Annotated in this window: 22 protein-coding genes; 7 read left to right on the top strand and 15 right to left on the bottom strand. The window is 63.2% G+C overall.

Going from position 1 to position 24836, the window contains the following annotated elements; translation table 11 throughout:
- The first annotated feature begins 203 nt into the window (after positions 1 to 203).
- From NCS67_RS20785 to acnA, 3 genes are read left to right on the top strand one after another with little or no spacing between them, the layout of a single operon-like run.
- Positions 204 to 716: a hypothetical protein gene (locus NCS67_RS20785; protein ID WP_008354065.1), complete on the top strand. Its 513-nt coding sequence runs from the start codon at positions 204 to 206 to the stop codon at positions 714 to 716.
- A gap of 32 nt (positions 717 to 748) precedes the next feature.
- Positions 749 to 2200: a bifunctional 2-methylcitrate dehydratase/aconitate hydratase gene (locus NCS67_RS20780; protein ID WP_250436354.1), complete on the top strand. Its 1452-nt coding sequence runs from the start codon at positions 749 to 751 to the stop codon at positions 2198 to 2200.
- Between the two features lie 39 nt (positions 2201 to 2239).
- Complete coding sequence (gene acnA, locus NCS67_RS20775) at positions 2240 to 4945, top strand: aconitate hydratase AcnA (protein ID WP_008354067.1); 2706 nt, start codon at positions 2240 to 2242, stop codon at positions 4943 to 4945.
- Between the two features lie 96 nt (positions 4946 to 5041).
- On the opposite strand, the gene NCS67_RS20770 is transcribed toward acnA, so the two are convergent.
- The gene (locus tag NCS67_RS20770) at positions 5042 to 5365 is read right to left on the bottom strand and encodes a DUF2917 domain-containing protein (RefSeq protein ID WP_008354068.1); all 324 of its coding nucleotides are present in this window, start codon (positions 5363 to 5365) and stop codon (positions 5042 to 5044) included.
- A 301-nt stretch (positions 5366 to 5666) separates the two neighbouring features.
- On the opposite strand from NCS67_RS20770, the gene NCS67_RS20765 reads away from it, so the two are divergent.
- On the top strand, positions 5667 to 7091 hold the full coding sequence (locus NCS67_RS20765; protein ID WP_250436353.1) for an aminotransferase-like domain-containing protein: 1425 nt from the start codon (positions 5667 to 5669) through the stop codon (positions 7089 to 7091).
- On the opposite strand, the gene NCS67_RS32030 is transcribed toward NCS67_RS20765, so the two are convergent.
- Both NCS67_RS32030 and NCS67_RS20755 read right to left on the bottom strand, forming a co-directional pair.
- Positions 7088 to 7918 carry an NAD(P)-dependent oxidoreductase gene (locus tag NCS67_RS32030; protein ID WP_175982955.1) on the bottom strand — a complete coding sequence of 277 codons (831 nt, stop codon included), beginning with the start codon at positions 7916 to 7918 and terminating at the stop codon, positions 7088 to 7090. The genes NCS67_RS20765 and NCS67_RS32030 overlap by 4 nt on opposite strands.
- Before the next feature lie 127 nt (positions 7919 to 8045).
- Positions 8046 to 9497, bottom strand: coding sequence for an NAD-dependent succinate-semialdehyde dehydrogenase (locus tag NCS67_RS20755; protein WP_250436352.1), 1452 nt, complete (start codon positions 9495 to 9497; stop codon positions 8046 to 8048).
- Positions 9498 to 9650: 153 nt separating this feature from the next.
- On the opposite strand from NCS67_RS20755, the gene NCS67_RS20750 reads away from it, so the two are divergent.
- Positions 9651 to 10067, top strand: coding sequence for a MarR family winged helix-turn-helix transcriptional regulator (locus tag NCS67_RS20750; RefSeq protein ID WP_250436351.1), 417 nt, complete (start codon positions 9651 to 9653; stop codon positions 10065 to 10067).
- A 58-nt stretch (positions 10068 to 10125) separates the two neighbouring features.
- Here the strand turns inward: NCS67_RS20750 and NCS67_RS20745 are convergent, their stop codons facing one another.
- From NCS67_RS20745 to NCS67_RS20735, 3 genes are read right to left on the bottom strand one after another with little or no spacing between them, the layout of a single operon-like run.
- Positions 10126 to 10737, bottom strand: coding sequence for a hypothetical protein (locus NCS67_RS20745; protein ID WP_250436349.1), 612 nt, complete (start codon positions 10735 to 10737; stop codon positions 10126 to 10128).
- A 32-nt stretch (positions 10738 to 10769) separates the two neighbouring features.
- Complete coding sequence (locus NCS67_RS20740) at positions 10770 to 11543, bottom strand: molybdopterin-dependent oxidoreductase (RefSeq protein WP_250436348.1); 774 nt, start codon at positions 11541 to 11543, stop codon at positions 10770 to 10772.
- A 3-nt stretch (positions 11544 to 11546) separates the two neighbouring features.
- Entirely contained in the window at positions 11547 to 12170 is a 624-nt protein-coding gene (locus NCS67_RS20735; RefSeq protein WP_250436347.1) for a cytochrome b/b6 domain-containing protein, read from the bottom strand.
- A gap of 115 nt (positions 12171 to 12285) precedes the next feature.
- Between NCS67_RS20735 and NCS67_RS20730 the strand changes: the two genes are divergently transcribed.
- Together NCS67_RS20730 and NCS67_RS20725 are read left to right on the top strand one after the other, a co-directional pair.
- Positions 12286 to 12957, top strand: a complete 672-nt coding sequence (locus NCS67_RS20730; protein WP_175982952.1) for a heavy metal response regulator transcription factor — start codon at positions 12286 to 12288, stop codon at positions 12955 to 12957.
- On the top strand, positions 12954 to 14375 hold the full coding sequence (locus tag NCS67_RS20725; protein ID WP_250436346.1) for a heavy metal sensor histidine kinase: 1422 nt from the start codon (positions 12954 to 12956) through the stop codon (positions 14373 to 14375). The genes NCS67_RS20730 and NCS67_RS20725 overlap by 4 nt, the downstream gene beginning before the upstream one ends.
- Here NCS67_RS20725 and NCS67_RS20720 read toward each other — a convergent pair.
- The 9 genes from NCS67_RS20720 to NCS67_RS20680 form a co-directional block, all read right to left on the bottom strand.
- Positions 14326 to 15252 carry a LysR substrate-binding domain-containing protein gene (locus NCS67_RS20720; protein ID WP_008354080.1) on the bottom strand — a complete coding sequence of 309 codons (927 nt, stop codon included), beginning with the start codon at positions 15250 to 15252 and terminating at the stop codon, positions 14326 to 14328. The genes NCS67_RS20725 and NCS67_RS20720 overlap by 50 nt on opposite strands.
- An 84-nt stretch (positions 15253 to 15336) precedes the next feature.
- A complete protein-coding gene (locus tag NCS67_RS20715) occupies positions 15337 to 16599 on the bottom strand; it encodes a cytosine permease (protein WP_008354081.1) in 1263 nt (420 codons plus the stop codon).
- A gap of 29 nt (positions 16600 to 16628) precedes the next feature.
- On the bottom strand, positions 16629 to 17021 hold the full coding sequence (locus tag NCS67_RS20710) for an allophanate hydrolase-related protein (RefSeq protein ID WP_008354082.1): 393 nt from the start codon (positions 17019 to 17021) through the stop codon (positions 16629 to 16631).
- A 40-nt stretch (positions 17022 to 17061) separates the two neighbouring features.
- Positions 17062 to 18024 carry a carbamate kinase gene (locus tag NCS67_RS20705; protein WP_250436345.1) on the bottom strand — a complete coding sequence of 321 codons (963 nt, stop codon included), beginning with the start codon at positions 18022 to 18024 and terminating at the stop codon, positions 17062 to 17064.
- Positions 18021 to 19448 (bottom strand): YlbE family protein, encoded by a 1428-nt coding sequence (locus NCS67_RS20700; RefSeq protein ID WP_250436344.1) that lies wholly within the window; start codon positions 19446 to 19448, stop codon positions 18021 to 18023. Before NCS67_RS20700 ends, NCS67_RS20705 begins: the two co-directional genes overlap by 4 nt.
- Before the next feature lie 14 nt (positions 19449 to 19462).
- Positions 19463 to 21013 (bottom strand): acyl-CoA synthetase FdrA, encoded by a 1551-nt coding sequence (gene fdrA, locus NCS67_RS20695; protein WP_250436343.1) that lies wholly within the window; start codon positions 21011 to 21013, stop codon positions 19463 to 19465.
- A gap of 60 nt (positions 21014 to 21073) precedes the next feature.
- Positions 21074 to 21988 (bottom strand): oxamate carbamoyltransferase subunit AllH family protein, encoded by a 915-nt coding sequence (locus NCS67_RS20690; RefSeq protein WP_250436342.1) that lies wholly within the window; start codon positions 21986 to 21988, stop codon positions 21074 to 21076.
- 18 nt (positions 21989 to 22006) lie between these two features.
- A complete protein-coding gene (locus NCS67_RS20685; protein ID WP_250436340.1) occupies positions 22007 to 22675 on the bottom strand; it encodes a cysteine hydrolase family protein in 669 nt (222 codons plus the stop codon).
- Positions 22676 to 23057: 382 nt separating this feature from the next.
- On the bottom strand, positions 23058 to 24824 hold the full coding sequence (locus tag NCS67_RS20680) for an FAD-dependent oxidoreductase (RefSeq protein WP_372492631.1): 1767 nt from the start codon (positions 24822 to 24824) through the stop codon (positions 23058 to 23060).
- Positions 24825 to 24836 lie beyond the last annotated feature (12 nt).

Here is a 24836-nt window from a genome sequence, read left to right as displayed (position 1 = left end):
GGATGGAGCGCGCACATCATCGAGCAACGCATCGACAACAAGATCATCCGGCCGAGCGCGAATTACACCGGTCCGGAGAATTTGAAGTTCGTCCCGATAAATAAGCGAAAATAGCGGACTGCGCGATCGGATTTCACGATGAGGAAATCCACCCCGCGCGGCAAACGCCATCCAACCCCAATGTTTTTGAAAGGTTTTTTTCGATGAACAAACTTCTGATCGCTGCAATCGCCGGCACGCTGGCTACGACGAGCGTCTTCGTCAGCGCCGACGCCTTCGCTGCGACCGCGACCGATGCAAGCAAGGCCAAAACCACGGCCAAGCGTCCCGCTCCGGCGCGCCGCCTGATCAAGCGCAGTCCCAAGGCCGAAGCGGCCGCGGCGGCCAAGGTTGATCCGATTCCCGAAGGTGCAGTGAAGTGGTCGTGCAAGGACGGCAACGCTTTCTACCTGAAAGGCGACATGAAGCGTGACGCAATCGTCACCGTGAACTGGGCCAAGAAGGATTACAAGCTGCCGCGTCAGGACACGACGACCGGTGCGGATCGTTTCCACGATTCGGCATCGGGCATGGATCTCGTCGTGATCCCGACCAAAGCAATGCTGTTCTCGGACAAGGACTCGTCGCGCCTCGCCGACGAGTGCATGACGCCCGAAATGGCAGCGGGCGGCGCAGCGCCGACCCAATCGAACGCGCTGATCAAGAACGCGGAGTAAGTTAGCTCGGCACTTAAATCAGGAATCCCTCGATGTCCGCACCGATTTCCAATGTCCGGCCCGAGCCGGACAAGGTACTCGTCGAAATAGTCGACTACGTGCTCGACTACAGTGTCGACAGCACGCTTGCGCTCGAAACGGCGCGCAACTGCCTGATCGACACGCTCGGCTGCGGACTCGAAGCCCTTTCGTACCCCGCCTGCACCAAGCTGCTGGGACCGATCGTGCCGGGCACGATCGTCCCCAACGGTGCGAAGGTGCCAGGCACCCGGTTTCAACTCGACCCGGTTCAGGCCGCCTTCAACATCGGCGCAATGATCCGCTGGCTCGATTTCAACGATACGTGGCTCGCCGCCGAATGGGGTCATCCGTCGGATAACCTCGGCGGCATCCTCGCCACGGCGGACTGGCTTTCGCGCAACGCGATCGCGTCAGGCAAGAAGCCGCTCGTCATGAAAGACGTTTTGATCGCGATGGTCAAGGCGCACGAAATTCAAGGCTGCATCGCGCTCGAGAATTCGTTCAACAAGGTCGGTCTCGATCACGTTTTGCTCGTCAAGGCGGCCTCCACCGCGGTCGTCGGGCAGATGATCGGCCTCACGCGCGACGAACTCGTCAACGCGGTGTCGCTCGCCTTCGTCGATGGTCACGCGTTGCGCACGTATCGCCACGCGCCGAACACGGGCTCGCGCAAGTCGTGGGCAGCGGGCGATGCAACCTCGCGCGCCGTGCGCCTCGCGCTGATCGCGAAGACCGGCGAGATGGGTTATCCGTCGGTTTTGACCGCTGAAACATGGGGCTTTTACGACGTGCTCTTCAAGGGCAACGCGTTCGCGTTCCAGCGTCCGTACGGCTCGTATGTGATGGAGAACGTGCTGTTCAAAATTTCGTTTCCCGCGGAATTCCATGCGCAAACGGCCGTCGAAGCGGCAATGACGCTGCACGGCGAACTCGAGCAAGCCGGCAAATCCGTCGATGACATCCGCAAGATCACGATTCGCACGCACGAAGCCGCGCTGCGCATCATCGACAAGAAGGGGCCGCTCGACAACCCCGCGGACCGCGATCACTGCATTCAGTACATGGTCGCGGTGCCGCTGATTCACGGCCGCCTCACCGCGGCCGATTACGAAGATTCCGTCGCGCAGGACCCGCGCATCGACGTGCTGCGCGCGAAGATGGAATGCGTGGAAGACCCGCAGTTCACGAAGGACTATTTCGATCCGGACAAGCGCTCGATCCCGAATGCATTGACCGTCGAATTCAACGACGGATCGAAGCTCGCCGAAGTCGAAGTGGACTATCCGATCGGTCACAAGCGTCGTCGCGCGGACGGCATACCGCTGCTCGTCGAGAAGTTCAGGACGAATCTGGCGCGCCGTTTCCCGCAGAAGCAGCAGCAAGCGATCCTCGCGGTATCGCTCGATCAGGCAACGCTCGAAGCGATGCCGGTCAATGAATATGTCGATCTGTACGTGATTTAAGCAGCGCAATTTCCTCGTCTTAGTCCAAGGAAAATAACCATGGCCCACAATCTCCACAACACGCTCAAGGAATTCGACAGCGGTTCCGGCAAAGGCAAGTTCTACTCGCTGCCGCAACTCGGCGACGCGCTGAAGGTCAAGATTCAGCGTCTGCCGGTTTCGATTCGTCTGGTGCTCGAATCGGTGCTGCGCAACTACGACGGCAAGAAGATTTCCGAAGAACACATCGAACAGCTTGCGAACTGGAAGCCGAATGCCGCTCGCGTCGATGAAATTCCGTTCGTCGTCGCGCGTGTCGTGCTGCAGGACTTCACCGGCGTGCCGCTGCTCGCCGACATCGCCGCGATGCGCGGCGTCGCGAAGCGCGCGGGCAAGGATCCGAAAGCGATCGAGCCGCTCGTACCGGTGGATCTCGTCGTCGATCACTCGGTGCAGATCGATCACTTCCGCGAGCCGAACGCGCTCGATCTGAACATGAAGCTGGAATTTCAGCGCAACAACGAGCGCTACCAGTTCATGAAGTGGGGCATGCAGGCGTTCGACACGTTCAAGGTCGTGCCGCCCGGCATCGGTATCGTGCACCAGGTGAACCTCGAATACCTCGCGCGCGGCGTGCATCAGAAGGACGGCGTCTACTATCCGGACACGCTCGTCGGCACCGACTCGCACACGACGATGATCAACGGCATCGGCGTGGTCGGCTGGGGCGTGGGCGGCATCGAAGCGGAAGCGGGCATGCTCGGCCAGCCGGTGTATTTCCTGACGCCGGACGTCGTCGGCGTGGAGCTGAAGGGCAAGCTGCGCGAAGGCTGCACGGCGACCGACCTCGTGCTGACCATCACCGAAATGCTGCGCAAGGAGAAGGTCGTCGGCAAGTTCGTCGAGTTCTTCGGCGAAGGCACGGCGTCGATCGGCGTGCCGGATCGCGCGACCATCGGCAACATGGCGCCCGAGTACGGCGCGACCATGGGCTTCTTCCCCGTCGATGAAAAGACCATCGACTACTTCAAGGGCACGGGCCGCACCGACGCCGAAATCGCCGCGTTCGAGCAGTATTTCAAGGCGCAGAAGCTGTGGGGCGTGCCGAAGGCCGGCGAAATCGACTACACCAAGACGCTCACGCTCGATCTGGGCACGGTCGCGCCGTCGCTGGCTGGTCCGAAGCGTCCGCAAGACCGCATCGAAATCGGCAATGTGAAGAGCACGTTCATCGACCTGTTCTCGAAGCCGGTGGGCGAAAACGGCTTCAACAAGAAGGCCGCCGAGCTCGAAGCGAACTACACGACGGCCGACGGCGTGAATCTCAAGAACGGCGACGTGCTGATCGCCGCGATCACGTCGTGCACGAACACGTCGAACCCGAGCGTGCTGCTCGCCGCCGGCTTGCTGGCGAAGAAGGCCGTCGAAGCGGGTCTGACGGTCGCGCCGCACATCAAGACGTCGCTCGCGCCGGGATCCCGCATCGTCACCGAATATCTGACGAAGACGGGCCTCCTGCCCTATCTCGACAAGCTCGGCTTCACGCTCGCCGCGTACGGTTGCACGACGTGTATCGGCAATGCGGGCGATCTGACGCCCGAACTGAACGATGCCATCACGAAGAACGACGTCGTCGCCGCAGCCGTGCTGTCGGGCAACCGCAACTTCGAGGCGCGCATTCACCCGAACATCCGCGCGAACTTCCTGGCCTCGCCGCCGCTGGTCGTCGCCTACGCGATCGCTGGCAACATCACGCGCGATCTGATGACCGAGCCGGTCGGCAAGGGCACGGACGGCCGCGACATCTATCTCGGCGACATCTGGCCGACGAGCGACGAAGTTCATGCGCTGCTCAAGTTCGCGCTCGACGCGAAGGCGTTCCGCGAGAACTACTCTCAGCTCACGAAGGAAGGCGACCTGTGGAGCAAGATCGCGGGCGAAAGCGGCCAGGTCTATGACTGGCCGAAGTCGACGTACATCGCCGAGCCGCCGTTCTTCGGCAGCGAATTCTCGATGAAGCCAGCCGATTCGATTCCCGCGGTCAAGGGCGCGCGCGCGCTCGGCATCTTCGGCGATTCCGTGACGACCGACCACATCAGCCCGGCGGGTTCGATCAAGGAAACCTCGCCGGCGGGCGTGTGGCTGAAGGCGAACGGCGTGCAGAAGGCCGACTTCAACAGCTACGGCTCGCGTCGCGGCAATCACGACGTGATGATGCGCGGCACCTTCGCGAACGTCCGCATCAAGAATTTGATGATCCCGGCGAAGGCCGACGGCACGCGCGTCGAGGGCGGCCTGACGATTCATCAGCCGAGCGGCGAGCAACTGTCCATCTACGACGCAGCGATGAAGTACATCGCCGCCAATACGCCGACCATCGTGTTCGCGGGCGAAGAGTACGGCACGGGTTCGTCGCGCGACTGGGCGGCGAAAGGCACGCAACTGCTCGGCGTAAAGGCCGTGGTCGCGCGCAGCTTCGAGCGTATCCATCGCTCGAACCTCGTCGGCATGGGCGTGCTGCCGCTGCAGTTCAAGGGCTCGGACAGCGTGCAGTCGCTGAACATCACCGGCGAAGAGACGTACGACATCGAAGGTCTCGGCGACGACTTCAAGCCGCAACAGGAAGTCACGCTCGTGATCCATCGCAAGGACGGCAAGGACGATCGCGTGCAGGTGCTGCTGCGTATCGATACGCCGATCGAAGTCGACTACTACAAGCACGGCGGAATTCTGCCGTTCGTGCTGCGCTCGCTGCTCGCGGCGTAAAAGGCTCAAGCAGTTTTGCAGGTGACCGCGCTCGAAAGAGCGCGGGAACATTGGACCCGGCCACGGCCGGGTTTTTTTTCGCCCTTCTTTGGCTCCCTACGCTTTGGAGATCGCGATGCGCGGCCACGTCGTCCGGCGGGCGAACAACGCGCGCACCATCTCCCTCAGGCGACGCGCGCCCGCCCGCGTCGAATCGGACGACATCGAGAACCAGCTGGCGTCCGTCGTCCCGCTGACCCAGATCGTCGTGTAAGGCTTCAGTTCGACGGACGCGCCCGCGTCCAGCCAGTAATCGTCGGCGCCGCCTTCGATGGTCAGCCAGATTTGCCCGCGCGTCACGCGCAGCGTTTGTGGCCGATCGATCACCCAGCGCGTAGGCGCATCGCGCCCGTCGAGTTCGAAAGTCCGGATTTCACGCATGATGCCGCTCCTTCAGATCGCGTAACTGAAAGGCCGCCCGACAGAGATGCAAGAGCAGCCGTTGATCCTATTATTCGACCGATTGCGAACAGCTTGAATGAACACTTGTGAACAGTTTGACCGAAACTGTTAAGCCGAATTGCCCGAACAGTTCGCATCGATCTGACACTTTAAAAACACTCTAGCTAGCCATTCGGCCAGTCTTGACGCGGGTTTTCGGATGCGTTCGAATGGCAAGACGACACTGGCGAACAGCGAACTCGAACTGTTCACAGCAAATCACTGAACAGTTTCAGACATCATGAATGCACTTCCGCTTCACATCGACAGCGGCACCGGCGTGCCGCTGACCGAACAGATCGTCAGTCAGATCGAAGCGATGATCCGCTCGCGCCGCGTGCTCGCGGGCGCGAAGCTGCCGTCGATTCGTCAGCTTGCCGCCGAGCAGCGCATCAGCCGCTTTCCGGTGATCGAGGCTTACGACCGTCTCGCGTCGCGCGGGCTCGTTCAGCCGAAGCACGGCTCCGGGTTCTATGTGGCGAATCACGTCGATGAACGCGACAGCAACGCGGGCAATTGCGATCCGCGTCTGGCCGAAGAGGAATCGAACCAGATCCTCCAGCAGTTCAACTATCCCGGCGAGACGCTGAAGTTGTCGAGCGGCTTCATTCCCGAGGCATGGCGCGATGTGGACGGCCTGACGCAGGCGATCCGTCAGGCGTCGCGCACCGACGTATCGAGCGTGATCGATTACGCGATTCCCCACGGCGACACCGATTTGCGTCAGCAAGTCACGATGCGGATCAACGCGCTCGGCATCGACGCCGATCTTCCCAACGTGATGATCACGAACGGCGCGAGCCAGGCGCTCGATCTCGTCGTGCGCTACATGCTGAAGCCGGGCGATACGGTCTTCGTCGAGGATCCCGGTTACTACAATCTCTTCGGGCTCCTGAAGCTGCAGGGCGTGCGGCTCGTCGGCGTGCCGCGGCTCGCGAACGGACCCGATATCGACGTCGCGGAAGAACTGCTGAAGCAGCATCAGCCGAAGCTCTTCTTCATCAACACCGTGTTCCAGAATCCGACTGCGACGAACGTCGCGCCGCAAGTCGCGTTCAAGCTGCTGCAACTCGCGACCCAGCACGGCTTTTCCATCGTCGAGGACGATATCTACGCCGACTTCCAGGCCGTGCCGACGCAACGGCTGGCATCGCTCGATCAGCTCGATCGCGTGATCTATGTGGGCGGCTTGTCGAAGACCTTGTCGTCGTCGCTGCGCATCGGCTATCTCGCGGCGAATCGCGAGCTCGTGAAGAATCTCGTCGACGTAAAGGTGCTGACGAGTCTCGGCGGCACGCGCTTCGCCGAAAGCGTCGCGGCGGGCCTGCTGGAGCGCGGCACGTATCGCAAGTATCTGGAGCGCTTGCGCAAGCGCGTGCGCGATTCGCTGTCGAGCGCGGTGCAAACGCTCGAAGGCTATGGATGGGACGTGTTCGACGAGCCGAGCGGCGGCAACTTCGTATGGGCGAAAGTGCCCGGCATCGACGATTCATCCGTGCTCGTCGACGAAGCCGTGAAGTTCGGCGTCACGCTCGCGCCGGGCAGCTATTACCGCCCGAACGGCGAGGCGTGTGCGTGGGTGCGCATCAATTCGGCCTATGCGGGCGACCGGCGCGCGGCGCGCTTCTTCGAGTACATGACGGAAACCGCGGCCGCGCGCGCTTAACGACGTTCGCTGAAGAAACGTTCGAGCGCGTCCGTCGCGTCCTTGTCTTTCGCAAGCCGCGCGTAAAGTCCGGCCGCGCCTTCGTAGATGCGATGCTCCGCGAACTCGTCGCCGACGAACTCCGCGATCTCTTCCATCTCCGCGACCCAGCGATAGGCCTTCGGCGGCATGCGCGGCACATTGCCCGCGAGCCACGCGGCAAGCGCGGGCTGGCTCGCCGCGAGTTCGCTGAGAAGCGCATCGCCCGCGCCGTTGCGCATCGCGGCGAGCGCCATCGCCGAGCCGAGCGCCGTCAGCCCTTTCGTGATGCCCGCATACGACATCTTGAGCGCGGATGCGGCGCCGTTCGGGCCGTCGAGCACGCGCACGACGAGACCGTGATCGGCGAGTAGCTGAGTGCGCTTTGCATGCGGTCCCGACATGTAGAACTTCGGCGCCGATGGCTGACCGATGATCGATGCATCGACGAACGGCGTGCGCGTCGGTTCGAGCGCGCGCTCGATCTGGCCGACGGTAGCGGGATTGATCGCATTGCAGTCGATGTAGACGGGCTGCGCGCTCGCGCGTTCGAACAGAGGAGCGAGGCGCTGCGCGGTATCGACAGCGACCGAGGGCGGCACGATCGACAGAATGAAGTCGCACGCCACGAGATCGTCGAGGCTTGCATCTTCCATGCTGGCTTCGCGCGCACGCGCTGCGCTCGCCGCGCTGCGTCCTTCGAGCGATGTCAGCACGCGCGCACCGCCTTGCGTCAAGGTACGGCCAATGGCCGATCCCATGCTGCCTGCGCCGAGAATTGCGATCGTGGGTTGTTTCGATTGCGTCACTTGCTGGCTCCTGTAGCTTTGTTCGATGACGATTCATACCGCGCTCATTCGTCATCCGAACTATCGGATCATCAAGGAAAGCGGCCCGTCGAAGGGCCGCCGTCCAACTAACCTACCGACTCGCGAATCAACGATGCTCCGTCACGAACTTCGTGACGAGATACGCTTCCATCGCTTCACTGCCGCCTTCCGAGCCGTAGCCCGAATCCTTGACCCCGCCGAACGGCGTCTCCGGCAATGCGAGGCCGTGGTGATTGATCGAGAGCATGCCGCTTTCGATATCGTCCGACACCGCCGCTGACGTCGCCGCAGAGCTCGTGTAAGCGTAAGCGGCAAGCCCATAAGGCAGGCGATTGGCCTCGGCGATCACTTCGTCATACGACTTGAACGATGCGATCGGCGCGATCGGGCCAAACGGCTCTTCGGTCATGATGCGCGCGGAGAGCGGCACATCGGTCAGCACGGTCGGCGCGAAGAAGTAGCCTTCGCGGCCGATGCGCTCGCCGCCCGTCAACACCTTCGCGCCGTGCTCGCGCGCATCGGCGACGAGGCGTTCCATCGCTTCGAGGCGGCGGCCGTTCGCGAGCGGACCCATCTGAACGCCATCGTCGAGACCGTTGCCCACTTTCACCGCGCTCGCGGTGGCGACGAAGTGCTGCACGAACTCGTCATACGCGGATTCTTCGACGAGAAAGCGCGTCGGCGAGATGCAGACCTGACCCGCGTTGCGGAATTTCGCCGATGCGAGCATCTTCGCGGCGCGGGGGATGTCGGCGTCTTTGAACACGATGGCCGGCGCGTGGCCACCTAGTTCCATCGTCACGCGCTTCATGTGCTCGCCCGCGAGCGACGCAAGCAGCTTGCCGACCGGCGTCGAACCGGTGAACGAAATCTTGCGGATCGCGGGATGCGCGATCAGATACTTCGAGACATCGGCGGGCACGCCGAAGACGAGATTCAGCACGCCGGCGGGCAGGCCCGCATCGGCATATGCCTGCACGAGCGCCGCGCAGCTTGCGGGCGTTTCCTCGGGGCCTTTGAGCACGACCGAGCAACCCGACGCGAGCGCGGCCGATACCTTGCGCACCGCCTGATTGATAGGGAAATTCCACGGCGTGAACGCGGCGACCGGACCGACCGGCTCACGCGTCACGATCTGGCGCACGGTATCCGTTCGCGACGGAATCACGCGGCCATACGTGCGGCGCCCTTCTTCCGCGAACCATTCGATGATGTCCGCTGCCGACAGCGTTTCGATGCGCGCCTCGCCGAACGGCTTGCCCTGCTCCATCGTCATGATGGCGGCGATCTGTTCCGCACGCTCGCGAATGTTCTGCGCCGCGCGACGCATCAGCTTGCTGCGCTCGTAGGGCGAAACCTTGCGCCATTCCTTGAAACCGCGCGCGGCGGCGTCGGCGGCGAGCGAAAGCTCGGCTTCGCCCGCGAGCGCGAGACGGCCGATCTCCGCTTCGTTCGCCGGATTGATGACGGCCGTGTCGCGCGAACCGTCGCGCCACGCGCCGTCGATATAAAGCCGGGTATTTGGATAAGCCGGAAGGTCGGAACGAGTGTTGCTCATGCATGTCTCCTTGAGAGTGGCGTGGCCAATGTTGCTTGCGCCGGACCATATGACGCAGACGGCCATGGTATCGCGGCCACGTAAAATCTGCTGACGCGCGCTACGTTCAATCGATAGTTGCAGATCGAATTACATGACACGACGGTGACCCGTATGTTCGACCAATGCCTTTATTTCAACACCACCGCACTCGCGCGCGCACTCGAACGCGAATGGGCCAAAGCGTTCAAGCCGTTCGGACTCACGCCGTCGCAGGCGTTCATGTTGCGCGCGGTTGTCGAGCATCCCGGGCAGCTTCAAGGCACGCTTGCCGATGCACTCGCGATCACGCGCCCCACTGCCACGCGCACGCTCGACGGACTGGCGAAACTGGGGCTCGTCGAGCGCTGGTCCACTGAACGCGATGGCCGCGAATCCGCCATTCATCCGACCGATTCCGCGGTCGCGATGATGAAGCGCATCGGCGCGGTCAGCGCGGAGGTCACGCGGCGCATGAAGCGCAAGCTCGGCAACGCGCGTTTCGACGACACGGTGTCGAGCGTGAGGCATATACGCACGACGCTCGAATGACAAACGCCCGCGATCGATGATCGGCGGGCGCGTGCAGGGACTTTGTCGAAGGTGACGCTTACATCGGCGGCGCGACGCCATCCTTCTCCACGACGATGCGTTGCGCCGCGAAGTCCGGACCAGCCGGAGTCGCGACGACGAACACTTTCTTTCCGGGCTTCAGGTCATCGTGCGTCGCGGGGGCGAACGTCACAACGGGCACGTTCTCCGGTACGGTCACCGAGTTCGCGCCGCCCTTGTACGAGAGCTTCAGATCGCGGCCGCTCGTGCCTTGCACGACCTGATCGACGTTCGCGTTGGTCATCGAGCTCTTCGGTCCGAGATCCCATTCATAGTGGCCTTCGCCTGTGCCGCGCGCGGCTTCCGGGAACACGAGTACTTCGGTCGCGGTGAGCTTGCCGTCGGTGCCGGTGGTCGCAGCCGTGCCGACGAACGAGCCCGGCTTGATGTCCTGCAGCTTGATGTTCTTCAGCGCGGTGACGGGCGTATCTGCCTTGACGGCGATCTTCACGGTGTCGCCGCTGCGTCGATGAACGGTCAGCGTATCGCCCGACAGCGACACGATATCGCCGCGAATGCGCGCGGGTTTCGCGGCGGGCGTCTGAGCAAGAGCCGCGGATGCGAGTGCGAGCGTCACGATGCTGACGCCAAGTTTGAGTCGAATCGACATGCAATCTCCTTCTGGTGATGAAAGCAAAGGCTTCAGGAACCGCCGAACCAGTTGTAGCCCTGGTTCTCCCAATAGCCGCCGGGATAATCGTTCGTCACAGTGATCGCGACGATGTGCTTCGGATTCTTGTAACCGAGCTTGGTCGGCATGCGCAGCTTCATCGGGAAGCCGTACTTCGCCGGCAAAATCTGGCCGTCGTAGGTGAGCGTGAGCAGCGTCTGCGCGTGCAGCGCGGTCGGCATGTCGATGCTCGTCGAGTAGTTGTCGGCGCAATGAAAGGCCACGTATTTCGCGCTCGTATCGGCGCCTGCACGCGCGAGGATTTGCGCGAATCGCACGCCGCCCCACTTGCCGATCGCACTCCAGCCTTCGATACAGATATGCCGTGTCACCTGGCTTCCCTGCGGCATCGCGTGCAGTTCGTCGAGCGTCCACACACGCTTGCCCTTGACGAGGCCGCCTATCTCCAGCTTGTATGTCGATGGATCGACTTCGGGCACTTCATCGATGTCATAGAACGCGTTGAACGGAAACGGCCGCGTGATCATCGAGTCGGGATAAGTCGGCGCGAGCTGGTTCGGGTCGAATAGCAACGCCTGCATGTCGTCGTTGAAGGATGAAATGCGGCGCAGCATCGCGTTGACCGATTTGTCGTCGGTGATGTTGCAGCCCGACAGCATCGCGAGGCCGCCCAGCGAAAGAATGCGCTTGCCGAACAAACGGCGCGCCGGCGCCTTCAGTTCCTTCGCGGCATCCTTGATGATGAGTTCAGCGTCGGGTCTCGATTTGAATAGCTTGAGCGACATGTGTTAGCGACCTCGGATCATCAGCACGAGCGAGCGCGGCACGAGCGCGACCATCGCGACGTGCACGACGAAGAACGCCACGAGAAAACTCATGCCGAAGAAATGCACGATGCGAGCGTTGTCGTAACCGCCCATCAACGTGCGAAGCAAGGGAAACTGCACCGATTTCCACACCGCGAGTCCCGACAGGATCACGATCGCGATGTCCACGATCACCGCGAGATACGCGAACTTCTGCACCGCGTTGTAATGCGTGAGATCGTCGTGACCGAGCTTGCCGCGTAGCGCGGCGAAGGCGTCGGTGAAAATGCTCTTGATGGAGAGCGGAAACATGCGGCGGCGCAGGCGTCCGGTGAAGAGATTCATCGCGACGTACACGATGAAATTCGCGACCAGCAGCCACATCGCCGCGAAATGCCATTGCAGCGCGCCGCCGAGCCAGCCGCCGAGCGTGATCGCGGACGAGAAGGTCAGCGATTTGAAAATCGGCGATGCGTTGTAGATCTGCCAGCCGCTCGTCACCATGATCAACACGGCGAACGCGTTGAGCCAGTGCGTGATGCGCAGCCATAACGGTTGGATTTGCACGTCGTCGAGCCTCGCGAGTCGTTGAGATTTCGAGGGCATGGTAGCGACGCGCCGCTGATCGATCGATGACCTCTCGATGACTTTTTTGTCATCTTTGCGAGCGTCGCGCGCGCTCTGGCTAGAATGTCGGCAATCCATCGAATGCAGTGCGAGCATGACCATCCTCGTTATCGAAGACGACCGCAAGACAGGCGACTACCTGAAGAAAGGGCTCATCGAGTCCGGCTATCAGGTCGAGCTCGTTCGCAACGGCACGGACGGTCTGCACCAGGCGCTCGCGAATTCCTACGAACTGATCGTGCTCGACGTGATGCTGCCGGGCATCGACGGCTGGCAGGTGATGTCGGCCTTGCGCGCGAAACGTGACTTGCCTGTCATTTTTCTCACCGCACGCGATCACGTGACGGACCGCATTCACGGACTCGAACTCGGCGCGGACGATTATCTCGTCAAGCCCTTCTCTTTCACCGAACTCGTCTTGCGCATTCGCACGCTGCTCAGACGCGGCGTGATGCGCGAATCCGATACGTTCCAGATCGCGGATCTTCATGTGGATGTGCTGCGTCGCAAGGTGACGCGCAAGGGCATCGACATCGTGCTCACGAACAAGGAATTCGCGCTGCTGCATCTCTTTTGCAAGCATCAGGGCGAGGCGCTGTCGCGCACCCTGATCGCATCGGAAGTGTGGGACATGAACTTCGACAGCGACACCAATGTCGTCGACGTCGCGGTGAAGCGGCTGCGCGCGAAGATCGACAATCCATTCGATCTGAAGCTCATTCATACGGTGCGCAGCATCGGCTATTCGTTCGGGGAGAATCCTTGAACCGGCCATCGCGCTCGCTTGCGGTACGTATCGCGTTGTCGTTTGCGGTGATCGTGTGCATCGTCGTCGGCATGATCGGCGCATCGCTCTATCACGCGACGAATCGCGCGCTGTCCACGCGCGCGGATTACCAGCTGATCGCGCGCGTCGAGCATTTCCGCTCGCTTCTGCACGATCTCTACACGATCAAGGAAATCGAAGCGCGACCTCGGCTCTTCGAAACGATGCTAGGCGATCGTCAGGACGTCATCCTCTTCCGACGCGCGGGCTCGGGGCCTTTCATCTACGTCAATCCGGAGAAGATGCCGTTGCCGCCGCTCGATGTCGTGCCTGTGACGCGCGCCATCGGACTCGATGACCTGTACGAAGGCTCGCGCGCGGACGGCGTGCGGATGCGCTGGGTCGGCGCGCAGGCGCGCATCGGCGAGAACGGCGAGGTCGTCGAGATCATCGCCGCGCATGTGATGACGCAGGAAGCGATCGTGTTGTCGGCGTATCTGAAGCGCGTATGGATCAACGTGATCGGCGCGGTGCTCGTGACGTTGCTGCTCGCTTACTGGGTCACGAGCCGCGGACTCATGCCGCTCAAACTGATGGCCGATAAAGCCGCCGAAATCACGCCGAACCGATTGTCCGCGCGGCTCGACGTCGCCCATGCGCCCGCCGAATTGCAAAGCCTCGCGGCGTCGTTCAATGCGATGCTCGACCGGCTCGAACACGGCTACGAGCGTCTGGTGCAGTTCTCCGCCGATCTCGCGCATGAACTGCGCACGCCGATCGGCGTGTTGGTCGGTCAAACGCAGGTCACGCTCGCGCACGAGCGCAGCGTCGCGGAGTATCGCAGCGTGCTCGAATCGAATCTGGAAGAACTGGAGCGCCTCGCGCGCATCGCGCAGAACATTCTCTTTCTCGCGCAGGCGGATCATGAGCAGCAACAGATCGAACGGGAGCGGCTCGATATCCGCGAAGAGCTCGAGACGATCGGCGCTTACTTCGAAGGCATCGCCGATGAACGCCGCATCACGTTCGATATCCAGGCCGAAGGCGAAATGCTTGCGAATGCAATCATGTGCCGCAGGGCGATCGGCAATGTCGTCGTGAATGCGGTGCGTTATGCGACGGCGGGCACCGTGGTCCGGCTGCGCGGTTACGCGGATGAACAAGGCGCGAGCATCGTCGTGGGCAATCGCGGCGCGCACATCGAAAAGGAAGAGCTCGCGAAGCTGTTCGACCGCTTTTATCGCGGCGACGCGGCGCGCAGCGAGTTCACGGAATCGAGTGGACTCGGCTTGTCGATCGTTCAGGCGATCATGCGGCTGCATGGCGGCGTCGCATCCGCCGAATCCACGCCGGACGGGTGGATCGAATTCACCTTGCGCTTCCCTGCTGCGGAGCATCGCCGCACAACCACGCCCTGAATTCCGGTCGCATCAGATAGTCGACGCACCATGCCCGCACCTTGCCGACGCCATCCGAACGATGCGCGAGGAAGAGCCGCGTCGCGTGCTTCTGCTCCTGAATCGACTTACTGACGAGCCCGGCGTCGCCGAATGCCGCGCGGATATGCGTGGGCACATAGCCGATCGCGACATTGCGCGCGATGATTCTCACGGCCATCGAAAAGTCGGGAACGAAGATCGGCTTCTGCCCTTCCAGAAGCCACGCATGCATCGGATCGAAATCGATCGACGTGTCCTTGATGCAGACCGCCGGATACTTCCGCAACTCCGCGCTTTGCAGAATATGCGGCGCATCCGCGAGCGGATGATCGGCGCCCACGAGAAAGTCCCACGCGAGATGGCCGAGCGCGACGCTCGTGATGCCGTCGGTCTTCGGCACGAAATGCGGCGCGCCGACGACGATATCCGCCTTGCTTGCATAGAGCGCGTCCCAGCAGCCGTTGTACACCTCCTGCTGGATCGTGACGCGCGTCGTCGGATACGCATCTTCCAGATCGCACAAGAACTGGATGATCGCGTCGCGCGGCACGATGTTGTTGACGGCCACGGTGAGCTCGGGCTCGATGCCCCCCTGAACGATGGCGAGATTGCATTTGAGCGCCTGCAGATCGTCGAGAATCGCCTTGCTGTGCGCGATGAAGTATTCGCCCGCCTCGGTGAGCCGGATATAGCAACCGCGGCGCTCGAACAGCTTCGCGCCGAACGATTCCTCGAGCTTCCTGACGGTGTAACTGATCGCCGACGGAACCTTGTTCAGCCGTTCCGCGGCCGCCGTGATGCTTTGATACTGCGCAACCAACCGGACTATCCGAATGCTTTCGTCCGAAGTGAACATCGAGCCTGCTTCCACATGAGTATTTGTCCTGCCACATGAGCGAAGCGCGCGATGAACACCGTGCGCTTCGCTCACATCGTTGCGTCAGTGCCCGCTGGGCTTGACAGTGCCGCTCGCCTGCGCGAACCGGCTCAGGATCATGTAGCCGATGCACGCAACGAGAATCGAATCGAGTGAGGGAATCGACGTGACCGTGAACATGCCGTTCACCGTCGCGAAACCCGTGAGCGATCCGAGAATCCACGCGACGAAGGTCATGATCTTGATCTGCGGTTCGCGCGCTGGGGCGGCAGCATCATACCCGTTGCGCCGATACATCACGAAGTCCGCGATATAGATGCCCGCGACGGGCGGCGTCGCGATGCCGAGGAACAGCAGGAACGGAATGAACCACGACATGATGTTCATGCTGCCGACGATCGCCGCCAGCACGCCGAGCGCAACGGTGATCTGCCACTTCGGAAAGCGCGTGATGAGCGTCGATGTGACGAGCGTGCCCTGGAACATGTTGCCCGCGTTGCCCGTGACCGTCGCGAAGATCAGCAGCAAGGCGGCCGGCAAGGTCGCGCCGAACACGGCCATCGCGGTGAGCAGCGAGCTCTTGCCCGTGAGCACGCTCGGCGTCGCGCCCGCCCAGTACAGCAGCGGATAGGCGATCAGGAACGTGAGCAGCGCGCCGCCGACCGCGTGTTTGCGGTTATGCGTGAAGCTGCCGAAGTCGGGCAAGGTCGCGACCAGCACGATGATCGTGCCGACGACCGTCGATACCGCGACGCCCATCGGCATGCCGGCGATCGCATCGACGGCAGGCGCCTGGCCATTGAGCGCGACGCGCACGATATAGCACATCATCAACGCGATGACCGGCACGGCGAACTGCGCCACCTTGCCGAGCACTTCGAAGCCGAACGCGGTGGACGCGACGAAGATCACGCAGCCGATCGCGACGAGCAGCGGCGCGGGCACGTTCACGCCATGTTGCGCGAGCAGGTCGGCGACCGAGTGGCCGAACATGTTGGCCGTCACCGCGATCCATCCGAACAGGCTGACCGCGAGCAGCACGTTGATGGCGATCGCGCCTTTCTCGCCGAACGGATACTTCACGATGCCGTAGGTCGGCAGCCGTGCTTTCTCGCCGACCGAGATCGTGATCGACGCGAGAATCGCGAGGATCAGGCTGCCGATCCCGACGACCTTGATCAGATCGCCGTTCGACATCTGATTGCCGAGACTCGACGACGACAGCAACACCGGCGTGACGGCGATGCCGAGCAGGATCATCGCGATGCGATAGCCCGGCGCAGTGCCGGGCGAAGCGCTGACCCGGCTTTCTTTCGATTGACTCATGACAGTTCCTTTGCTGATGCCGATTTCATTCAGGGCGTGTAGTGGTGGCCGGTGTATTCGCGCCATCCGCCGGATGCCGTGATCTCCTTCTGTCCTTCGACGAGCCACGGTTCGGCGAGGACGCCGAGCACTTCGCTGCCGTCCGCGAGCACGACCTTGCCGATCGAAAGACCCGCCGGTTCGCTGAGCAAGAGCGCGCCGAGATTGGCCATCGGCAATTCCCAGACTTCCAGCGATACGGCCACGCCGCCGCTCTTCACGCGCAACATGCCGGGATGACGATCGTTGATGGTCCAGATGCGATAGCACGCGTCCGTGCGATCCTCGCGCACGAATTCGCCCTTCGCCGCCAGCATGTTGTGGTTCAGCCCGAGGCCGCGCATCAGCGTCCCGTTCACGGCGAGCAGTATCTTGTCGTTCATGTGTGTCCTTCTCCTTGTTGATGTCGGGGGCGTATGCGCGTTACGGCGTGATCCACGTACCCGTGCGCCGTTCGAGCGCGGGCCTGATCGCCGCCGGACTCGTGATGAGCCCTTCGCCCGCGTGGCCGTCCGGTTCGATGTGCGACACGAAGCGCAGAATCGCCTCCACTTTCGGCAGCATGCTGCCCGCGCCGAACTGACCCTGCGCGATCAGCTCGCGCGCTTCGCTCACGCTCATCGTGTCGAGCCAGCGCTGCTCGGGCGTGCCGAAGTTCACCGCGACCTGTTCGACGCCGGTCGGAATCAGCAGCAGATCCGCTTTCAGTTGCTGCGCGAGCAGCGCCGATGCGAGGTCCTTGTCGATGACCGCCTCGACGCCGGACAGCTTGCCGTTCTTGCGCACCACCGGAATGCCGCCGCCGCCGCACGCGATCACCACGCAGCCTTGCGCGAGCAGGCTCGCGATGACATCGCGCTCGATGATTTCAAGCGGCTCCGGCGACGGCACCGTGCGCCGCCAGCCGCGTCCCGCGTCTTCCATCAAGGTCCAGCCGAGCTCTTCCTGGCGCTTCTTCGCGGTCGCTTCGTCGAAGAATGCGCCGACCGGCTTGGCCGGCTTCTCGAACGCGGGATCGTCGGCGCTGACGCGCGTCTGCGTCACGAGCGCAACGACGCGCCGTTCGATGCCGCGACGGTGCAGCTCGTTGGTCAGCGCCTTCTGGAACATGTAGCCGATCGCGCCTTGCGTATCGCCCACCGCGTAGTCGAGCGGCACGGGCGCGACTTCCTGAGACGCGAGCTCGGAACGCCGCAAGATGAAGCGGACTTGCGGCCCGTTGCCGTGCGTGAGCACGACGTTCCATCCCGCCGCGATCATGTCGGCGATATGTGTCGCGCTCTCCGTCACCGCTTCGTATTGATCGGGAATGCTCAGATGACGATCGTCGCGAATCAGCGCGTTGCCGCCCACGGCGACGACTGCCAGAGGTTTTCGAACTGTCATGATGCTTGTCCGCTGTGTTGTTTGACGGTCTGGGCGAGCGCGCGAATGGCTTCGACGAAGCACTCCATCGGCGCGGTCGTGATGCCTGCGCCGATCTGCCCGACGCCTGCTTGCTTGTGAGCGATGCCCGTATTGATGACGGGCAGGATGCCGCGGTCGGCCACCTTGCGCGCATCGATGCCCGCGGCGGTCGGCGCGAAGTTGAGCGCGGGCAGCGTGAACGCCGGATTGCCGCCGAGCGTGATGGCCTGCATGCGGCGGCTGTTCGCGGTTGCATCGGCGGGCGTGCCGCCGACGAACTTCACGATCGCGGGCGACGACGCCATCGCGAAACCGCCCACGCCGGCCGTTTCGGTGATCGCGCTGTCGCCGAGATCGGCGGCTGCGTCATCGACGCCATAGCCCGGAAAGAACAGACCTTCGACCGGATTCGCCTTCGCCTGGAACCAGCGGTCGCCGGTGCCCGACAGACGGATGCCGAAGTTCACGCCGTTGCGCGCCATCACCGAGACCATCGAGCTGAAGGGCACGTTGGCGCACGCGTCCATCATGGCCTTGCACGCGGCCATCGAGATGTTGAGGAAGAAGTGATCGTTGGCGATGATCGCCGCGCTCGCTTCGCGAATCTGCGCGAGCGGCAGTTGCGTGCCGAGCAGCGCGGGCACGATGCGCTTGATGAAGAGGCCCGTCGCCGCGCTGTTGCGGTTGTGGACTTCATCGCCCATATGCAGCGCCTGCGCCATCAGCGGCTTCAGCTCGATCTCGCCGGACACCGCGAGCGCGGCGTTCAGCGCGGGCGCGAGCGTCGCTTTCATCCAGCGCAGACGGTCGAGCACTTCCGTGCTGTTCGCGCCGAAGCGCAGCACCTTGCCGAGACCTTCGTTCAGATTGCTGTACGTGCGATGCCCGTTCGCCTTGTTCTCGACGACGAAAAGCGGCATCGACGGACTGATGATGCCCGCCATCGGACCGACGGCCTGATGGTGGTGACACGGCTCGAGATCGACCTTGCCGTCGAGAATCAGGCGTTCGGCGGCGGCGTGATCGGCGGCCCAGCCTTCGAGCATCACCGCGCCGATGATCGCGCCCTTCACCGGCCCGCACATGTTCTCCCACGCGATCGGCGGACCGGAGTGGAGAATCAGCTTGCGCGCGCCCATAGCGCTGATTGCTTCGGATGCCGTAGCGATGTCTTTCAACACCGGCTGCGCTTCGAGATAACGCGCGAATGCAATGTCGTTCGCCTGCTCGACGAGCGGATGACGCATCAGCCACGCGAGATCGAGGCCCGCGGCGACATCGCCGAGAGCGGGCGGCTGCCAGTTGACGTGACTGACTTCGCCGCCCGCGAGACGCAGGTTGTCGGCGAAGCTCGTGAGCCCGCAGTTCACCACTTTCAGTGGCTGACCAAACAATCGGTTCATTCTTTTGCTCCTTTTTACGCGTGGCGTCGCGCCTGCAGACGCGCGACGCGGCTCGCCCACAGCGCGGCCTCGGCGTTGCATCCGGCGACGAGAACGCCTGCCTCGCGCAATGCGTCGATCTGACGGCTTCTGACTTGCGGATCGGATTCCGTGCCGCACACATGCGCGATCAACAGCGGCGCGTTTTCGCGCGGCAATTGCGCCAGCAATGCGATGAGCCCTTGCGCCGGTTCGTCCGCCGCGCCGTAACCGAGCACGAGATCGAACAGCACGACGGCAGTTGCGGGATCGAGCATCTCGGCGCGCACGCGTTCGTCGCGCAGGGTCGGGTCGATCATCGGATGCGGACGGCCGCGCGTGAAATCGTCGTCGCCCATGTCGACGATCGTGTGGCCCTCGCTCTTCCAGATATCCGCGAGCTTCGCGTTGCCTTTCACCGGCGTGTTCGAGCTCGCCATGAAACCTTCCGCCTTGCAGAGCAGTTGGCTCTCGTAGCAGAACGTGCCGCCCGCGAACACGCCGCGAATGAACTTGCGGCCCGCGCCGAGCGTTTCGCTCCGCTTGACGAGCGTCGCTTCGTCGTTGGCTTCCACGCGCGCGACGCTCGCCGGCAGCGGCGCGCCGTTCAGCAACGCGACGGCGAACTGCGCGGCATCGGCGAGCGTGTGCGCGGGCGTGAGGCCCGGTGCGCGCATCTCGTCTTCGGAAGCGCCGAGAAAATTCACGACGACGGGCTTGCCCGCCTTGCGCGCGCTCTCCAGAATGCGCTCCGCGACCGCGCGTGCGGGCGGCTTGGAGATCAGCACGATCACGCGCGTGTCGGGATCTTCGGCGAGCGCGTCGAGGCCGAATTGCATCGAAATGCCGCCGATGTCCTCATGCAGATCGTGTCCGCCCGTGCCGAGCGCCTGCGAAATGCCCGCGCCGAGCTGGTCGATACGGCAGGTGACTTCCTGCAGCCCCGTGCCCGATGCGCCCACGACGCCGATGCCGCCGCGCCGCACCACGTTGGCGAAGCCGAGCGGCATGCCGTTGACGATGGCCGTGCCGCAGTCGGGGCCCATGACGATGAGGCGCTTTTCGCGCGCGAGCGTCTTGATGGCCTTTTCGTGCGCCATGCTGACGTTGTCGCTGAAGAGCATGACGTTCATGCCGAGCTGCAGCGCCTTGATGGCTTCGGCGGCCGCGTAATCGCCCGGCACCGAGATGAGCGCGAGGTTCGACGCGGGTTCGTCGTCGCAGACCATCGCGAGACTGGTGGCCTTGAGCGCTTCGCGCGTCTGCGTGTCGGATGTCGACGCGCGCGCGCTCAGGCGTTCGCGAGCGAGACCGAGCGCTTCTTCGCAAGCGGCTTCGTCGCCGCGCACCGCGATGACGAGATCGTTCGGGCTTGCTTTCACGTCGTCGCCGAGTCCGGCGTCGGCGAGCTGCACGAGATTGGCCGGCGTACCCATGACGACGGACGCCTGCTCGACGCCCGGCAGCTTGCCGATATGCGCCGAAATCTGCATCAGGGAAACCGAATCCTGATACAGATTTTTGAATATTTCGATTTTGATGGCCATTGCACCTCTCCGTTCTTTAAATGCGATTCGCGGTTTCTTGAAAACAGAATCGCAAATGCTTCAAGCCGATTCCGGGAATAATGATTTCGCTTCGCGCATTCGAATCGTTTCTCGCCATGCGCGCATGCCGTGCAAAATGCCGCCGAGACAATCCACGCCGGACGACGCGCCCCAGCGCATCACGGCATCGGCGGCATGTTCGATATCCGCGCTTTCGTCCGCCGCCGATGCAATCGCGATAAATCGATCGACCGGTTCGTTGAAATGTCCGTCGAGCGCGAGTTGCAGGTAATGGCGGCTGATATCGTTCGTGCGATGCAGATTCGCGCGCAGCTCGGTCGACAAGACATGCCGGTGCGCGTCGATTTGCGGATCGCCGCGCGCGGCCCAAATCGCCGCGAGATAGCCGAGCAGATAATCGTCGCCGTCGGGCGTGAGACCGCCGCCGAGGCCGACGAGCGCGTGAACCGTGGCAGCGAGCGTGGCGGGGTCATCGTGTGGACTCAGCCTGACGGCGCGCGCGTGCGCTGGCCAGCCCGGCAGCCACTGCAGCGCGCCTGCCACGGCGTGCCGCGCGCAGTGCGCCGCAAGCCGCGCCGCGACGCGCTCATGCCGCGCCGACAACGCATCCGGCGACATCCGCACGCCGGTTCCGCTTTGCAGCGCGGGCTGCCAGCACGCCGCGGCGGTCAGATCGGCCTGCCACGTCGCGCCGGTCAGACGGCCATTGGAAAACGGGACGCGCTCGCCAGGCCGCGCATGGTCGCGCCAGTCCCAATCGGGCGGCGCGCTCACGCGCGCGCCGCGCGACAGGTTCTCGCACGCGGCATCGACGAGCGTGAACCAGTCGCCCGTCTGCGCGACGAGATTGAGCGCGTGCCTGAAACTGCTGTGCACCGCGAAATCCCCGGTGCGCGACAAGCCCGGCCGCGCCAGATAGCCGATGCTCAGGCCGCGTAGCGTGATCGGGCTCATGCGCAGGCTCAGCGCGCCTTAGCCGCGCAGCGCTTCGATGACCGCGCCGGCGTCGCTGACCCAGCCGAAGATCGCGCCTTGCGCCTTGATCATCTCGAGCGCGTACTTCTGGAACTCGGGGAAGTACGAACCGACGCAATCCTGCGGCACGATGCATTCGAAGCCGCGATCGTTGGCCTCGCGCACGGTCGTCGTCACGCACACTTCGGTCGTCACGCCGCACACGATCAGCGTGCGGATATCGTGATTCTTCAGGATGAGATGCAGGTCGGTTTCATAGAACGCGCCCTTGCCCGGCTTGTCGATGACCGGCTCGCCCGCGACCGGATACAGTTCCGGAATCAGGTCGTGGCCCTTCTCGCCACGCACGAGGATGCGGCCCATCGGACCGTCGGAGCCGATGAAAGTCTTGCCGCCGCGCGTGAGTTTGGCCGGCGGGCAATCCGTCAGGTCGGCGCGATGGCCTTCCCGCGTATGAATGACGAGCATGCCGGCGTCGCGCGCCGCGGCCAGCACGCGCTTGCACGGTTCGATCGCGGTGCGCACGAACGACACGTCGTTGCCCAGCGCTTCGCCGAATCCGCCGGGTTCGACGAAATCGCGTTGCATGTCGATCATGACGAGCGCCGTGTGTTTCGGCTCGAAAGCCAGATCGAAAGGTTCGGCGCGGAAATGTTTTTGCGTCACGGCATACTCCTCTTCTTCGTTGAATTAAATGGATCGGTTCGATTGGTTTAAGCACACGAACTCATAAGGAATTCGAAATAATTGAATTCTCCGTTCGCGCGATTATTCGATTCTTAATGCCACTGAAAATCAGTGCGGTTCAAATTCGACAGAACTTCGAACTGATTATAGGCAGCGCGAATTGGAACACGATGAAATGATTGAACGCCGAGGATCAAATTTCTCGAAGCTCAATAATGAGCGCCCAGAGCGTCAATACTGGCGCGGCTTTAGACAGTCTTTTGCAACTGAGTCGGAATGTCGCGTGAGTCGCGTGATATTCGAAAATAAAAACGGCCACTGTCGAGTGGCCGTTTTTATCGTCCGGAGCGTGATGCGCGTTTTACGCCACGGGCACGCTCAAAGCTTCGCGCTTCGCGAGCAAGCCGTGAATCTGCGCGACGACCGCAGCGCCTTCGCCGACCGCCGCCGCGACGCGTTTCGTCGAACTCGAGCGCACGTCGCCGATAGCGAACACGCCCGGCACGCTGGTTTCCAGCGCCATGACGCCTTCGGTGCGCCCTTCGTGGGCCTCCGGTCCAGTCAGCACGAAGCCTTTCCCGTCGACGTTCACGTTGCAGTTGCGCAACCAGTCGGTATTCGGGTCCGCGCCGGTGAAGAGGAACAGATGCCGCGACTCGATCGTGAGCGGCCCATCCGGCGACTTGCAATTGACCGCGGTGAGCGCGCGGCCGTCGCCGTCGAGCGAGGTGATCTGCGTATGCGTTCGCACCGTGACGTTCGGCAGCGAGCCGATGCGCTCGACCAGATAGTGCGACATGCTCGACGACAGCCCCGCGCCGCGAATCAGCACATGGACGTGCTTCGCATGCGTCGCGAGATAGACGACGGCCTGTCCCGCCGAATTGCCGCCGCCGACGAGCACGACTTCCGCGTTCTTGCAGAGCTTCGCCTCGACCGGCGACGCCCAGTAATACGTGCCGTGCCCTTCATACCGATCCAGCCCCGCGATGTCCGGCCGCCGATACGCCGCACCCGAAGCGATCACGACCGTCTGCGTCGTCACGCGCGTGCCGTTCTGTAGTTCGATCTGGATCGGATTGCAGTCGCAATGCAGCGCCTTGATCTTCGTCGGAATCGCGATATGCGCGCCGAACTTCTGCGCCTGCACGAACGCGCGCCCGGCGAGCGCCTGACCCGAGATGCCGGTCGGAAAGCCGAGATAGTTCTCGATGCGCGAGCTCGCGCCCGCCTGCCCGCCCGGCGCGCGGCAATCGAACACCGCGACCGACAGACCTTCCGACGCCGCGTACACCGCCGTCGCGAGACCGGCCGGACCCGCGCCGACGACGGCGACATCGTAGACATGCGCGGGATCGAACTCCGGCAGCCAGCCGAGCTGCGTCGCGACCTGATTTTCATCGGGCGCGCGCAACACGGTGCCGTCCGGGCAGATGACGAGCGGGAAATCGGCCGTCGATGCCGAAATGCGTTCGAGCAGCGAGATCGCATCGGGGTCGGTGCAGGCGTCGATCACCGTGTGCGGATAACCATTCCGGCGCAGGAAGCCTTGCAGCGACACGAGACGGCCGTCGTCGGACGGGCCGAGCAGCACCGGTCCGCTGCCCTTTTCGATGAGGCCGACGCGCCGCAGGATCAGCGCGCGCATGATGCGCTCGCCCAGTTCCGCTTCGGCGACGAGCAGCGCCCGCAGACGCTCCGGCGGAATCACGATGCCATCCACTTCGCCGACCGCCATGCCGTCGACGAGACACGGCTTGCCCGAGAGTTGCGCCACTTCCGCGAGAAAATGCCCCTCGCCGTGCTCGCGCACGATGTGCTCGATGCCGAGCGCATCGCGCCGCGTCACGCGCACCGCGCCCTTCAGGACGATCACCATGCCGCGCCCGGTTTCGCCGACGCGGAAAATCCACTCGCCCGCGCGATAGTGCGCCGGCGTGCCGAAGCGGCTCATGCGCTCGATCTCGTTATCGGTCAGGCGCGGGAACATCTGGTGCACGCGGCTTTCGAGCGGCGAGAAGGGCGCGTTGTCGTCGCTCGTCGAGGATGCGGCGGCGGGCGTCGGCACCACGTTCGGATTCGGACTCTCCATCGGCTCGCGCGCGCTCCATGCGACGACATTCGGCATGTCCTGAGAGGA

It is taken from the genome of Caballeronia sp. ATUFL_F2_KS9A, assembly GCF_023630765.1.
Classification (GTDB): domain Bacteria; phylum Pseudomonadota; class Gammaproteobacteria; order Burkholderiales; family Burkholderiaceae; genus Caballeronia; species Caballeronia zhejiangensis.
Note: the sequence above shows the minus strand (reverse complement) of the source record. Positions and strands in the feature narration are given on the sequence as shown.

What these genes read in the sequence shown, in the direction of transcription:
- NCS67_RS20785 (WP_008354065.1), top strand. Translation starts at nt 204, where the DNA reads ATGAACAAACTTCTGATCGCTGCAATCGCCGGCACGCTGGCTACGACG.
- NCS67_RS20780 (WP_250436354.1), top strand. Translation starts at nt 749, where the DNA reads ATGTCCGCACCGATTTCCAATGTCCGGCCCGAGCCGGACAAGGTACTC.
- acnA (WP_008354067.1), top strand. Translation starts at nt 2,240, where the DNA reads ATGGCCCACAATCTCCACAACACGCTCAAGGAATTCGACAGCGGTTCC.
- NCS67_RS20770 (WP_008354068.1), bottom strand. Translation starts at nt 5,365, where the DNA reads ATGCGTGAAATCCGGACTTTCGAACTCGACGGGCGCGATGCGCCTACG.
- NCS67_RS20765 (WP_250436353.1), top strand. Translation starts at nt 5,667, where the DNA reads ATGAATGCACTTCCGCTTCACATCGACAGCGGCACCGGCGTGCCGCTG.
- NCS67_RS20755 (WP_250436352.1), bottom strand. Translation starts at nt 9,497, where the DNA reads ATGAGCAACACTCGTTCCGACCTTCCGGCTTATCCAAATACCCGGCTT.
- NCS67_RS20750 (WP_250436351.1), top strand. Translation starts at nt 9,651, where the DNA reads ATGTTCGACCAATGCCTTTATTTCAACACCACCGCACTCGCGCGCGCA.
- NCS67_RS20745 (WP_250436349.1), bottom strand. Translation starts at nt 10,737, where the DNA reads ATGTCGATTCGACTCAAACTTGGCGTCAGCATCGTGACGCTCGCACTC.
- NCS67_RS20740 (WP_250436348.1), bottom strand. Translation starts at nt 11,543, where the DNA reads ATGTCGCTCAAGCTATTCAAATCGAGACCCGACGCTGAACTCATCATC.
- NCS67_RS20735 (WP_250436347.1), bottom strand. Translation starts at nt 12,170, where the DNA reads ATGCCCTCGAAATCTCAACGACTCGCGAGGCTCGACGACGTGCAAATC.
- NCS67_RS20730 (WP_175982952.1), top strand. Translation starts at nt 12,286, where the DNA reads ATGACCATCCTCGTTATCGAAGACGACCGCAAGACAGGCGACTACCTG.
- NCS67_RS20720 (WP_008354080.1), bottom strand. Translation starts at nt 15,252, where the DNA reads ATGTTCACTTCGGACGAAAGCATTCGGATAGTCCGGTTGGTTGCGCAG.
- NCS67_RS20715 (WP_008354081.1), bottom strand. Translation starts at nt 16,599, where the DNA reads ATGAGTCAATCGAAAGAAAGCCGGGTCAGCGCTTCGCCCGGCACTGCG.
- NCS67_RS20710 (WP_008354082.1), bottom strand. Translation starts at nt 17,021, where the DNA reads ATGAACGACAAGATACTGCTCGCCGTGAACGGGACGCTGATGCGCGGC.
- NCS67_RS20705 (WP_250436345.1), bottom strand. Translation starts at nt 18,024, where the DNA reads ATGACAGTTCGAAAACCTCTGGCAGTCGTCGCCGTGGGCGGCAACGCG.
- NCS67_RS20700 (WP_250436344.1), bottom strand. Translation starts at nt 19,448, where the DNA reads ATGAACCGATTGTTTGGTCAGCCACTGAAAGTGGTGAACTGCGGGCTC.
- fdrA (WP_250436343.1), bottom strand. Translation starts at nt 21,013, where the DNA reads ATGGCCATCAAAATCGAAATATTCAAAAATCTGTATCAGGATTCGGTT.
- NCS67_RS20690 (WP_250436342.1), bottom strand. Translation starts at nt 21,988, where the DNA reads ATGAGCCCGATCACGCTACGCGGCCTGAGCATCGGCTATCTGGCGCGG.
- NCS67_RS20680 (WP_372492631.1), bottom strand. Translation starts at nt 24,824, where the DNA reads ATGCCGAATGTCGTCGCATGGAGCGCGCGCGAGCCGATGGAGAGTCCG.